The following is a 12,323-nucleotide window of genomic DNA, read 5'->3' on the forward strand; positions in this document are numbered from 1 at the left end:
GCGGTCGGTGGAGGTTGCACGCTCGAGATCGACGCTGCCGGTGCTCGCCGCCGGCGCCGTGCTCGCGGTGACGCTGCTGTTCACCACGGTCGACCCCTGGCTCGAGAAGGCCGGCATCCTCGCCGGCGGACTCGACGCGCTGATCTACCGCGAAGGCGCGTGGCGGATCCTGCACGGGCAGTCGCTGTACACCGACCTCACCGTCGGCGGGCTGCTGTACACGTACACGCCGTTCTCGGCCATCGCGTTCATTCCGTCGGTCGGGGTGCCGGCGGCGTGGGTGGCGCATACCGCGCTGCTGGCGAATCTGGGTGTGCTGTACGGAATCGTGCTGCTGTGCTGGCGCATGCTCGGATACCGGCTCACTCCACGGCTCGCGGTGATCAGCGGCTTGCTCGCCTTGATCTGCACGTTCATGGAGCCGGTGCGCACCACGCTGTTCTACGGCCAGATCAATCTGGTGTTGCTGCTGCTGGTGCTGTGGGATTTCGCGCGGGCCGAGGGGAGTGCGCTGCGGGGGATCGGGACGGGCCTGTCGGCGGGGATCAAGCTGGTGCCCGGGTTCTTCATCGTGCAGTTTCTCGCACTGCGGCAATGGCGTTCGGCGGTCACGGCGCTCGCGGTGTTCGTCGGTACGGTCGCGCTGGCGTGGATCGTGCTGCCCGATGATTCGCGGCGGTATTGGCTGTCCACGTTCTTCCAATCCGATCGCATCGCCGACGATACGGCTCCGGCCAATCAATCGATCCGGGGCGTGCTCGCCCACCTGACCGCCGGGGCCGCACCGCTGTGGCTGTGGGCGGTGCTGTCGGGAATGGTTGCGCTGGTGAGCTTCTGGCTCACGATCCGCCTGTACCGGTGCGGTGAGATCCTGCTGTCCGCGACCATCGCCGGGATGACCGCGTGCGCGGTGTCGCCGTTCTCGTGGGGGCATCACTGGGTGTGGTTCGTGCCCTTGTTCGTTCATCTCGCGCACCGCGCGCAGGCCCGCCCGGTGTGGTGGGCGGCGGCGGGCGCGCTGTTCGTGTCCACCGGCGCGTGGGCGTACCAGTGGACCGAAACCTATGCCTCGGTGGGCATTTTCCTGCTGCCGAAGCCCTGGCATTCCGAGCCCGTCCTGGAGAACGCCTACATGCTGGTGTACGCGGCGACGCTGGCCTACGGGCTGGCGATCGCGCTCAATGGCAGCAGTGCTCCGGGCGCAGCCGGCAGTAACACGACGCCTCGATCGGCACGTCCGCCACGGCGGCGGCGAGTTTCAGCTGCTGCGCGATGATCTCGGCGGCCTCGGATTTGCCGAGCCGGACCAGGCATTCGTGATAGCCGTGCAGGCTCCAGACATTGCCGGGATGCTGGGCGGCGCGCGGCAGCGTGTGGTCCAGGCCCAGGTCGGCGCGGTAGACGGCCTCGGCCTCGGCGACGTGCCCCTGCTCCAGCAGTAGCGCGCCGTAGGCGTGGCGGGTCGGCTGCATCCAGCCCCAGGGTTCGTCGTAGGGCAGGTTGTCGTCGAGTTCTATGGAGCGGCGCAGCGCTTCGAAAGCCTTGTCGTACTCGCCCTTTCGATACCGCAGTTCGCCCTCCAGCATGGCGGCGGCGATGGCGAGGATATCGCGGCAGGTGTTGTTGAACAGGGTCCGGGATTCGGGGACGGCAGCGGCGGCGGTCTCGAACAGGCGCTGCTGCTCCTCGGCTTCGGCGATACGGCCGGTCGCGGAATACGCGACGCCCTTGGCGTAGTGCAGCATCGCGGTGGTGACGCAGTACAGCTCCGGATCCTGCGGCAGCGGCAGCTCGAGGATCTCCGCCCACTTGCCGAACCGGATGAAGGCGTGCACCCGCATGGACAGGAAGCTCTCCAGCCAATCGGCCATGGGCGGCGACGGCACCCGCAGCAGTTCCTCGGGAATCGACCGCTCCAGTCGCGCAACGGTTTCCAGCGCCGTCGCCGACTGCCCGAGGAACATCGCCCCGTAGATCTTGAAGTGGTAGTTGTGCGCCCGGTACAGCGTGTAGAAGTTGATCCCGCCCGCCTGCCGCGCATACCGCTCGTCCGCGGCGATGGCGGCCGAGTTCATCGCCACCACACCGCGATAGTCGCCGCACAGCACCGCCAGATGCGACGGCATATGTTCCAAATGCCCGGCGTCGGGCACCAGCCCGCGCAGCCGATCCGCCACGGCCAGTGCGGATTCCGGGGTCGCCGACATCTCCATCAGATGGATGTACAGGTGCAGCAGACCCGGATGCTCCTGCCCCGCTTCGGTTTCCAGCGCCCGATCCAGGATCGCCTTCGCTTCCAGGGTGTGCGCGCCCGCCGCGGCCGCCCCGGTGCGCTGATCCCACAGGGCCCACGGCGTCAGGTTCATCAACGCGTCCGCGCACAGCGCCGCGACGTCGAGATCATCCGGAAACTGCTTGTACACCAGGCGCATTGCCTCGGCGTAGGCGAGATTCCAGCCCGCACCGTCGTCGGGCGTCCCGCTCGGATACCGGGCGGCCAGCGCCTGCACCAGCGCCCGCTCCACCGGCGACGCGCCCGCCGCCAGCTCGACCGCCCGCGCCACCGCGCCGTGCGTGCTCGCGACCGTCTCCGCCAGCTCGGTCGCGTCGAAGAATTCCCACGGCTTGTTGTAGTTCGGTCCCAGCGCGAATGCCACGCCCCAGTACGCCATCGCGAATTCCGGATCGGCCGCCGCGGCCTGCCGGAAACACCGTACGGCCTCTTCGTGATTGAAGGCGTAGGTCCAGATCAGGCCCCGGTCGAACCACAGCCGCGCGGTATCGGAAACGGTGGTGACGGGTCGGGTGTAACTGCCGAGATCGTAGTAATCCGCGGTCATCGACTGATAGTGCCATGAATCGCGGTGATCACAACCGGTGTCCGCCGGTCCTGTCCCTCGCTAACGTGCGATGGTGACCACTGAATCGACCATCGATGTCGCGCTGCACCCGCTCGACGATCCGGTCCGGACTTCGTTGCGCGGCGCGCACCGGCGATTCGCGGACTGGTCCGGGCAGATCGGCCGCTATCACCCGGAAGTCGCCCGCTTCGTCGGTCATCCGCCCGTCCTCGACGATCAGGACTGGATCGACCTGGCCACCCTGCTCGGTCCCGGCGGCGCCACCGGCCTGCGCGGCGCGGGCCATGTGCCCCCGCCCGGCTGGACCGTGCTGGACGCCTTCGATTCGGTCCAAATGGACGGCAGCGCACTGGAAGTCGCGCCCGATCCCGAACTCGAGGTGCTGACCGCCGCCGACGTCCCCGAGATCCTGGACCTCATCGCCCGCACCGACCCCGGCCCCTACGCGCCCCGCACCATCGAGCTGGGCACCTACCTCGGCTACCGCGTGGACGGCCGCCTGGTCGCCATGGCGGGCGAGCGCCTGCACCCGCCCGGCTGGACCGAGATCAGCGCCGTCTGCACCGATGCCGAATTCCGCGGCCGCGGCCTCGCCACCCGTCTGATCCGTGCGGTCGGCGCGGGTATCCGGGCGCGCGGCGAGACCCCGTTCCTGCACGCCCTCGCCCGCAACACCACCGCCATCAGCCTCTACGAAACCCTCGGCTTCACCATCCGCAAGCGCTCGCTGCTGACCCTGGTCCAAGCTCCCGGCTGACCCGCGCCGACGGCATCGCCCGGGCTCGAATCGCAGTTCCCCGCTCCGTGATCGGCTTGCCAAGCACCCGGTGCCTCTGTTTATGCTTAGGCTAACCTATCTAAGGAGAGCCTCTCATGCTTCGCTCGCTCGTTGCCGCGTCGGTCGCGGCCGCTGCCCTGTTGATGCCGGCCGCCGCCGTCGTCGTCGCCACCGCTCCGGCTGCTGTCGCCGCTCCGGCGACACCGTCCGCCGGGGAACTGCAGGGCAAGTTGCAGGCCGCGCTGAACGGGTCGAGCGCCGAGCTGGAGTCGGGGAACGGCGGCAGCCTGGCCGGCGTCGGGCAGGTCATCAGCCGGATTCCGGGGTACAGCTGGGATGTCTCAGGGCCGGTGACCGTGGACGGCGACACCCTGTCGGCGACGCTGAACAGCCGCCTGGGCGATTACACCTTCCCGATTCCGGTGACCTGGAAGAACGTGGGCGGCACCTGGAAGCTGTCGCAGGAGAGCGAGAGCACCCTGGTGAGCTACGCCAATATGGCTTGGTAGTTCGACGGTACGGATGACGAAGGCCCGGTCCATCGGACCGGGCCTTCGTCGTATCATCGGCCGGATCGCGCTGCGGGACAGCGGGTTTCGGCCGGTATGAAGACGTCAAAAGCCTCGCACCCGGGGGTGCGAGGCTCGATCGACTCAGAGTCGATTAGATGACGCGGACGTCCTGGGCCTGCGGGCCCTTCTGCCCCTGGCCGATCTCGAACTCGACGCGCTGTCCCTCTTCGAGGGACTTGAAGCCCGAGCCGGACACGGCGGAGTAATGGACGAAGACGTCAGGGCCGCCACCATCCTGCGCGATGAAGCCGAAGCCCTTTTCGCTGTTGAACCACTTCACACTGCCTTGAGCCATTGCTTACTTCATTCTTTTCTGTAGGTGAGCCAAGCGGATCACTTCGATAGCTCGGTCTCTGCAGACCAGACTGCCTTGTTACGACGATTTCGTCGCTATCCGCATGGCTAATTGTGAGCCAATCTACTCTAACGGACCGACGTGACCGCACATTGGGGTCGCATGTCGCGTCCCGGGCGTGTCGCGGTGCTCATTGCTCGGATGATGAGCGTATCGGGCATTGGAGTGAGTGATTCGGCCATTGGAACGCTCACCGGCGCTGCCTAGCGTTGCTCAGGTGACTACTTCGCAACGCCTCGCGCTCCTGGTGCTCTCGGCGGCAATGTTGATGACCATCCTCGACGGCAGCATCGTCACCGTCGCCATGCCCGCGATCCAGCGCGATCTCGGCTTCAGCGCGGCGGGGCTGAGCTGGACGGTGAACGCCTACCTGATCGCCTTCGGCGGACTGCTGCTGCTGGCCGGGCGGCTGGGCGATCTGATCGGCAAGAAGCGGCTGTTCCTGGCCGGGAACGCGATCTTCACGGCCGCTTCGCTGGGCGCGGGACTCGCGGCGACTCCGGGGCAGTTGATCGCCGCACGGTTCGCCCAGGGGGTCGGAAGCGCCCTCGCCGCGGCGGTGGTGCTGGGCATCCTGGTCACCCTGTTCACCGAGAGCGGGCCGCGCGCCAAGGCCATCGGGGTGTTCAGCTTCACCGGGGCGGCGGGCGCTTCCATCGGGCAGGTGCTGGGCGGGGTGCTCACCGACGCGCTCAGCTGGCACTGGGTGTTCTTCATCAATGTGCCGATCGGCTTGGCCACCATCGCGCTGGCCGTGCGGGCGCTGCCGGACGATCAGGGGATCGGGCTGGCCGCCGGCGCCGACGTCCTGGGCGCGGTGCTGGTGACCGCGGGCCTGATGCTGGGGATCTACACCGTCGTGCAGGTCGCCGAGTACGGCTGGACGGCCGGGCGCACGCTGGCGCTGGGCGCGGTGTCGGCGGCGCTGCTCGCGGCCTTCCTGATCCGGCAGGCCAGGGCCGCCACGCCGCTGCTGCCGCTGCGAATCTTCCGCTCCCGCAATGTGTCCGGGGCCAATGCGGTGCAGATGCTGACGCTCTCGGCCATGTTCGCCTTCCAGATCATCGTCGCGCTCTACATGCAGCAGGTGCTGGGCTACACCGCGCTCCAGACCGGTCTGGCGATGCTGCCCGCGGCGGTGGCCATCGGCGGGGTGTCGCTGTTCGTCTCGGCTCCGCTCGCCGCCCGCATCGGCACCCGCAATGTGCTGATCGCCGGCCTGGTCCTGCTGCTGATCGGCATGCTGTGGCTGACCCGGCTGCCCGTGCACGCCGCCTACGCCGTCGATCTGCTGCCGATGATGGTGCTGGTGTCCGGCGGCGGCCTGGTGCTGCCCGCGCTGACCACGCTCGGCATGTCCGGCGCCCGGGCCGATGACGCCGGGCTGGCGTCGGGCCTGTTCAACACCACCCAGCAGATCGGCATGGCCATCGGCATCGCGGTGCTGTCCACCCTGGCCGCCTCGCGCACCGGGACCCGCCTCGCCGCCGGTGCGTCCGAAGCCGCCGCCCTGACCAGCGGTTACCGCCTCGCCTTCGCCGTCGCGGCGGGACTGCTCGCCGTGGCCCTGGTGGTCAGCGCGGTGGTGCTGCGCCGCGAGGAGCCCGCCCACCCAGCGGACGCCGTCGCGCACGCCGCGTGAGGGCTCGGTAGGTTCGGGGAGTATTCGATCGACAGACGGGCCGCACCAATGGAATTGCCAGCCGAGTTCCGGGAAATCGCGAAGCGCGTGAACAACTGGGGGCGCTGGGGCAGCGCGGACGAGATCGGCACCCTGAACCTGATCACCGGCGAGGTGGTGCGGGCCGCCGCCGCCACCGTCCGCACCGGGCAGCGCGTCCCGCTCGCGGTCCCCTTGCACCAGAACGGCATTCAGACCGGGCTGATTCGCGGCCGGGTCAACCCGCTGCACACCATGGTCGCCGTCAATTGGGAACTGTTCGGCCCCGGCCTGATCGCCACCAGCGATGACACCGTCACCATGGGCCTGCAGGCCGGCACCCACTGGGACGCGCTCACCCACATCTCGCACTCGGGCGTCATCTACAACGGCCGTCCCGCCGATTCCATTACCGCGCACGGCGGTTCGGCGTTCTCCGGTATCGACAAGGCCCGCCATATCGTCTCGCGCGGCGTGCTGCTGGACGTGGCGCGGGCGCACGGCGTGGACCGCCTGGCCCCCGATCACGCCGTCACTCCCGAAGATCTAGACGCCGCAATGGAATTGGCGGGTACGCCGGTTCGCGCCGGTGACATCGTCCTGATCCGCACCGGCCAGATCCAGCTCTACCTGGCCGGTGATCGCACCGCCTACGCCATGCCCGCCCCCGGCCTCTCGGTCCGCTGCCCCGAATGGTTCCACGCCCGCGACGTCGCCGCGGTCGCCAACGACACCCTCACCTTCGAGATCTTCCCGGCGGAACTGGAGAACGGCTGGCTGGCCGTGCACGCCCTGCACCTGGTGGAAATGGGCATGCTGCAAGGACAGAACTGGAATCTGGAGGAGCTGTCGCAGGTGTGCGCTGCGGAGGGCCGCTACGAGTTCCTGCTCACCGCGACCCCGGAACCGTTCGTCGGGGCGACGGGGACGCCGGTGGCCCCGGTCGCCGTCTTCTGACCGGCCGAGCGCGACCGAACCCCCACTGGGGCAAGGCTTATCAGGTCACTCGACGGGATCGGCGCGGCTAGCCTGTCTTAGTGGCGGTATCGGCTTTCGGGGGCGATGAAGTGAATAGTGGTTCTGCGCGAGAAGCATTCGCGCAGCGGATGACCGAATTGTTCGAGGCCGCCGGGAACCCGACCCTGGATCAGGTGGTGCGGACCACCAAGGCGCGATTGCGCGGCACCCGGGGATTGCCGACCATCCAGCGGATCAGCGACTGGCGCTCGGGAAAGAACGTGCCGGCGCGGTTCGGCTCGCTGGAACCGGTGCTGGCGACGCTGTTCTACCTGGCGCAGGCCCGCAAGGAGCCGATCGCCGCGGGCCTGTCGAATGTCGTTGCGTGGCAGCGGCTGTGGGAGGCCGCCGTGGTCGAGGCGGGACCGAGCACGGCGCCCGCCGCACCGGCCCCGGCCGAGCGGGAGCCGATGCCGCCGCGGCCCACCCTGACCGACACCCTGCCGCGCGACGTGGAGACGCTGATCGGGCGGGAAGCGGAACTGGAGCGGATTCTCGCGGTCGCGGGCGCGGGCCGGGTGGTGTCCATCCACACCATCGACGGCATGCCCGGGATCGGCAAGACGGCGCTGGCGACCCGCGTCGCGCACCGGCTCGCGGACCAGTTCCCGGACGGGCGCTTCTTCGTGAACCTGCACGCCCACACCGCCGGGCAGCCGGCCGCCAAACCCATCGACGTCTTGGGCGGGCTGCTCACCGATCTGGGCATCGATCCGCGCAATATCCCGGACAGCCTGGACAATCGGCGCAGCCTGTGGCGAGATCGGGTGGCGGGCAAGCGGATTCTGCTGGTGCTCGACGACGCGCAGGATCACGCACAGGTCGAGCCGCTGCTGCCGAACGGGCCCGGCTGCCTGACCTTGATCACCTCCCGCCGCCGCCTGGTCGCGCTGGACGGGTCGCAGCCCTTCGCCCTGGACACCCTCGATCCGGACAAGGCGGCGGAGCTGTTCCGGACGCTGGCCCGGCGGCCGCTCGGCGCCGGTGACGAAGCCGCAGTGGCCGAGATCGCCCGGCTGTGCGGTTACCTGCCGCTGGCCATCGTGCTGCTGGCGGGGCGGCTGGCCCATCACGCCTCCTGGACCATCGCGCAGATGGCCGACGATCTGGCCATGGCGCAGGACCGGCTGGGCGAGCTGGAAGCGGGGGAGCGCGCCGTCTACGCCGCGTTCACCATGTCGTACCAGGATCTGCCGCCGGAACGGCAGCGCTTGTTCCGGCGGCTGAGCCTGCATCCCGGACCGGATATCGACAGCTATGCCACGGCCGTGCTGGACGATATTCCGGTGAGCGCGGCCCGGCGTGAACTGGATGCGCTGTTCACCGATCACCTGTTGGACGAACCCGCGGGGGGTCGCTATCGCATGCACGATCTGCTGCGCGAGTTCGCGCTCGCGCTGGCCGGAGCGGATCCGCTCGACGAGCGCCGCGCGGTGGTGGATCGGCTGCTGGATCACTATCAGCACATCGGGGAACAGGCGGACCGGTACCTCGCGGGGGACACCCATCCCAAACCCGTCGCCGACGCGGAACCCGCTGCCGCATCGCACTTCTCGAACCGCACCCAAGCCCTGGCCTGGTTGCGGGCCGAGCGCGGCAACCTGCTCGGGTGCCTGGAATACGCTGCCGCCCGGCATCAGTCGGCGCGGGTGGTCGGGCTGACCAGCATTCTGTCCGGGCTGTTGCGGCTGGACGGGCCGTGGTCGCTGGCCATCAAGCTGCATCGGCGGGCGGCCACCATCGCCGAGCACAGCGGGGATCTGGTGGGGACGGCCGACGCGCTCAACGATCTCGGGCTGGTGCGGTATGCGTCCGGTGACTATCCCGGGACGGCGGATCTGGTGCGGCAGGCCCTGACCATCTATCAGGAGATCGGCGACCGGGTCGGGCAGGCGCACGCGCTCAGCAGCCTGGGCCGATTGGGTTACGCGACAGGCGATTACCCGGGCACCGCCGAACTGCTGCGGCAGGCGCTCGCCATCTACGAACAGGTCGGCGACCGCGGCGGGCAGGCGTACGCGCTCATCGGGATGGGCGTGGTGCGGTACACCATCGGCGACTATCCGGGCACCGGTGACCAGATGCGCCGGGCCGCGGCGCTGTTCGACGAGATCGGGGACCGGTTCGGGGCGGCGTACGCGCTGCACGAGCGCGGCGTCGTCACCTATGCGACCGGCGACTACGAGACGGCCGGCGTGCTGGTGGGGCAGGCGCTGGAGAGCTATCGCGAGCTGGGCGACCGTTTCGCCGAGGCGTATGCGCTCAATGACCTGGTGGCGGTGCGTTTCGCGACCGGCGACTATCCCGGGGTGGCGGAGCTGCTCGGGCAGGCCCTGGACATCCACCGGGAGATCGGGGACCGGCTGGGCGAGGCGTACGCGCTGGGCAGCCTGGGGCGGCTCGGGCATGCGGTCGGTGATCTGCCGGGGGCCGCGAACCGGATGGAGCAGGCGCTGGCCATCTTCCGGGAGATCGGCGACCGGGTGGGGCAGGCGTACGTGCTCAACGATCTGAGCCTGGTCCGGCATTCGACCGGGGCGTACGGGGTGGCCGCCGAGCGTATGCAGGAGGGGCTGGCCATCTTTCAGGAGATCGGGGACCGGGCGGGGGAGGCCTACACGCTCATCGCGCTGGGGCTGGTGCGGTACGCCGGCGGCGATTACGCGGGTGCGGAAGGCCCGATGGCGCGGGCGCTCGACATCTTCCAGGCCATCGGCGATCGGGTCGGGGAGGCGTACGCGCTGTGCAGTCTGGGCCGGCTGAGCTTCGTGGCGGGCGATCAGACCGTCGCGGTGGAGCGGCTGGGGCGGGCGCTGGGCATCTTCCAGGAGATCGGGGACCGGGTCGGGGAGGCGTACGCGCTGAGCAGCCTGAGCCGATTGCGCTTCGCCGCCGGCGATTCCGCGCGGAGCGAGGAGCTGGTGCGCCGGGCGCTGGGCATCTACGAGGAGATCGGGGACCGGTTCGGGCAGGCGTTCGCGCGGGCCGGGCTGGCCATCCTGCTGCACACCATCGGCGATCATCCCGCCGCCACCGCGGAATTGGAGACCGCGCTCGATATCTTCCAACGCATCGGCGACCGGGTCAGCCAGGGGTACGCCTATATCGGGCTGGGGCTGCTGCGCTATCAGGCCGGGGACTATGTCGGTGCGGCCGCGCTCGCCGAGCAGGCGCCGGTGCTCTTCCGGGAGATCGGGGATCGGCTGGGCGAGGCGTACGCGTTCCTCGGCCTGGGCCTGTTGCGTTATCAGGCAGGCGATTACGCGGGCGTCGCCGATCTGGTGCGCCGCTACCTGGCGGCCTTCCGGGAACTGGGCGAGGACCCCGATGAGGAGGACATGGTCGAGCGGATCAGCGCGCTGTGGGATCTCAGTTCGCCGCAGGACGCGGTGGTCTCCTACATCGACGCCACCCGGCTGGTGCGCGAGATCCAGGTGCGGTGGAAGAAGCGGCGCGTCTGGCGGGATCTGCCGGTGCCCGACACCCGTTAGTGTCACGGCTGCCGCGCCAGCCGCCAATCCCGGTGCAGGCGGCCGAGTTCCGTGACCGGCGGGTCGCCGTAGATCCACTCGCGGGCGATGCGATGCCAGTTCGCGGTGGCGCGCAGCTGCCCGAGCGTGCCGCAGGTCCAGAAGTCGGTGCGGCGAGTGAACAGGTGCTCCGGCGGCAGCAGCTGGCGGTGCATGCCCTCGAATTCCGAGAGCCGGGGATCGATGGCGTGCAGGAACGCCCCGCACGCCAGTTCCGGGTCGAGCGCCAATTCCTCGTCGATCAGGCACCATTCGCCGGCGGCGAGGAAGTACTCGTAGCAGGCGCGCGGGGTGACGCTGTCCGCGTCGCTGATCACGCCGCGCTCGGCCATGAGCCGGTACAGATCGTCGGCGCGGTCCTCGGCGGTGGCGCGCTGGCATTCGGCCTCGAAGGCGATGTGCTCGGCCGACATGCGTTTGTACAGGCCGAAATCCAGGAACACCACCTTGCCGTCCGCCCGCAGCAGCACATTGCCGGGGTGCGGGTCGCCGCAGAACTCCGCGAACTCGTGCAGCGAACCCATGTAGTAGCGGTAGATGATCTCGCCGACCCGATTGCGTTCGGCGTCGGGCAGTGCGCGGATGGCGTCGAAGTCCAGCCCCGGCGCGTACTCCGTCACCAGCACCCGGGCCGTGCTCGAGTCCGGAAACGCCTGCGGCACAGCGATGAACGGATGGTCGGCGTAGCGCCTGGAAACCTCCTGCTGGGTGCGGGCTTCCTCCACGTAGTCGAGTTCCTTCGACAGGCTCGAGCGCAGTTCCTCCAGCAGGGAGGTGGTGAACCCGGGTAGCAAGGGCCGCAACATGACTCGCAGCAAACCGAGATTGCGCAGGTCCGCCCGGACCGCCTGATCGATGCCCGGGTACTGCACCTTCACCGCCACCCGGGTGCCGTCGAAAAGCCTTGCGCGATAGACCTGTCCGATGGACGCGGCGGCGATCGGCTCCGGCTCGAACTCGGCGAACAGCTCGGCCAGCGGCTTGCCCAGGTCCTCCTCGACCACGCCGCGCATCTCCTCGAAGCCGGCCGCCGGGGCGTGATCGAAAAGCACCGCGAGCGTGCGCTGGAACGCCTCGCGCTGCTCCGGCGGCACCAGATCCACGTCCAGCAGCGACAGCAATTGCCCCAGCTTCATGGTCAAGCCCTTGAGCTCCCCGAACACCCCCACCAGTTCCTGCGCCATCCGCAGCACCGATTCATCGGCCAGCCGCTCGCGCACCGCCGCCGATCGCCCCAGCATGGCGATCCTGGTGCGCCGCTTGCGCATCGCCTGCGCGGCCACCGCCGCACCGAGCTTGGAGCCGCGGGCGAACCGCGAAGTCGGAACCGGTTTCGCCATCAGCGTCCATCCCCATCCGAAGCGTGCGGTCACGGTCTCCCACCAGCATGATCGCACCTTTCCGGCGGCGTCGCGCCCGCTCGGCCCAGCGCCGCCGGTGCTCGCGCGGATCATGCAGGCAGACAGGGATTTCCGGACCGGAAAACCGCTCTCCGCTCCGGAATTCCGGAGCGGAACTCCGGCATCAGCCGGAGATCGACCGCATCCAGT

At 69.2% G+C, this 12,323-nt stretch carries 9 protein-coding genes; 6 read left to right on the forward strand and 3 right to left on the reverse strand.

Annotated features, from left to right (window positions below; all coding sequences use genetic code 11):
* Positions 1-7 precede the first annotated feature (7 nt).
* Positions 8-1,276 (forward strand): glycosyltransferase 87 family protein, encoded by a 1,269-nt coding sequence (locus NY1_RS34745; RefSeq protein ID WP_233434617.1) that lies wholly within the window; start codon positions 8-10, stop codon positions 1,274-1,276.
* Here the strand turns inward: NY1_RS34745 and NY1_RS34750 are convergent.
* Entirely contained in the window at positions 1,179-2,840 is a 1,662-nt protein-coding gene (locus NY1_RS34750; RefSeq protein ID WP_067721411.1) for a tetratricopeptide repeat protein, read from the reverse strand. The two genes, NY1_RS34745 and NY1_RS34750, sit on opposite strands and share 98 nt — an antisense overlap.
* A 73-nt stretch (positions 2,841-2,913) precedes the next feature.
* Here NY1_RS34750 and NY1_RS34755 point away from each other — a divergent pair, with 73 nt between their 5' ends.
* Positions 2,914-3,618, forward strand: a complete 705-nt coding sequence (locus NY1_RS34755) for a GNAT family N-acetyltransferase (RefSeq protein ID WP_084535918.1) — start codon at positions 2,914-2,916, stop codon at positions 3,616-3,618.
* A 116-nt stretch (positions 3,619-3,734) separates the two neighbouring features.
* Entirely contained in the window at positions 3,735-4,148 is a 414-nt protein-coding gene (locus NY1_RS34760; RefSeq protein WP_067721413.1) for an MTB12 C-terminal domain-containing protein, read from the forward strand.
* Between the two features lie 154 nt (positions 4,149-4,302).
* Here NY1_RS34760 and NY1_RS34765 read toward each other — a convergent pair whose 3' ends face one another.
* Positions 4,303-4,506 carry a cold-shock protein gene (locus NY1_RS34765; RefSeq protein WP_067721414.1) on the reverse strand — a complete coding sequence of 68 codons (204 nt, stop codon included), beginning with the start codon at positions 4,504-4,506 and terminating at the stop codon, positions 4,303-4,305.
* A 277-nt stretch (positions 4,507-4,783) separates the two neighbouring features.
* On the opposite strand from NY1_RS34765, the gene NY1_RS34770 reads away from it, so the two are divergent.
* The 3 genes from NY1_RS34770 (at position 4,784) to NY1_RS34780 (ending at position 10,734) form a co-directional block, all read left to right on the forward strand.
* A complete protein-coding gene (locus NY1_RS34770; protein ID WP_067721415.1) occupies positions 4,784-6,208 on the forward strand; it encodes an MFS transporter in 1,425 nt (474 codons plus the stop codon).
* 48 nt (positions 6,209-6,256) lie between these two features.
* Positions 6,257-7,183 (forward strand): cyclase family protein, encoded by a 927-nt coding sequence (locus NY1_RS34775; protein WP_067721416.1) that lies wholly within the window; start codon positions 6,257-6,259, stop codon positions 7,181-7,183.
* Between the two features lie 149 nt (positions 7,184-7,332).
* Positions 7,333-10,734 carry a tetratricopeptide repeat protein gene (locus NY1_RS34780; protein WP_067721417.1) on the forward strand — a complete coding sequence of 1,134 codons (3,402 nt, stop codon included), beginning with the start codon at positions 7,333-7,335 and terminating at the stop codon, positions 10,732-10,734.
* A gap of 2 nt (positions 10,735-10,736) precedes the next feature.
* On the opposite strand, the gene NY1_RS34785 is transcribed toward NY1_RS34780, so the two are convergent.
* Complete coding sequence (locus tag NY1_RS34785) at positions 10,737-12,113, reverse strand: ABC1 kinase family protein (protein ID WP_067721478.1); 1,377 nt, start codon at positions 12,111-12,113, stop codon at positions 10,737-10,739.
* Positions 12,114-12,323: the final 210 nt, after the last annotated feature.

The sequence above is a fragment of the Nocardia yamanashiensis NBRC 100130 genome, assembly GCF_001613325.1.
Classification (GTDB): domain Bacteria; phylum Actinomycetota; class Actinomycetes; order Mycobacteriales; family Mycobacteriaceae; genus Nocardia; species Nocardia yamanashiensis.

Bases quoted from the DNA above. Each gene is read 5' to 3' on its own strand.
- NY1_RS34750 (WP_067721411.1), bottom strand. From the start codon at position 2,840: ATGACCGCGGATTACTACGATCTCGGCAGTTACACCCGACCCGTCACC.
- NY1_RS34760 (WP_067721413.1), top strand. From the start codon at position 3,735: ATGCTTCGCTCGCTCGTTGCCGCGTCGGTCGCGGCCGCTGCCCTGTTG.
- NY1_RS34765 (WP_067721414.1), bottom strand. From the start codon at position 4,506: ATGGCTCAAGGCAGTGTGAAGTGGTTCAACAGCGAAAAGGGCTTCGGC.
- NY1_RS34775 (WP_067721416.1), top strand. From the start codon at position 6,257: ATGGAATTGCCAGCCGAGTTCCGGGAAATCGCGAAGCGCGTGAACAAC.
- NY1_RS34780 (WP_067721417.1), top strand. From the start codon at position 7,333: ATGACCGAATTGTTCGAGGCCGCCGGGAACCCGACCCTGGATCAGGTG.
- NY1_RS34785 (WP_067721478.1), bottom strand. From the start codon at position 12,113: ATGGCGAAACCGGTTCCGACTTCGCGGTTCGCCCGCGGCTCCAAGCTC.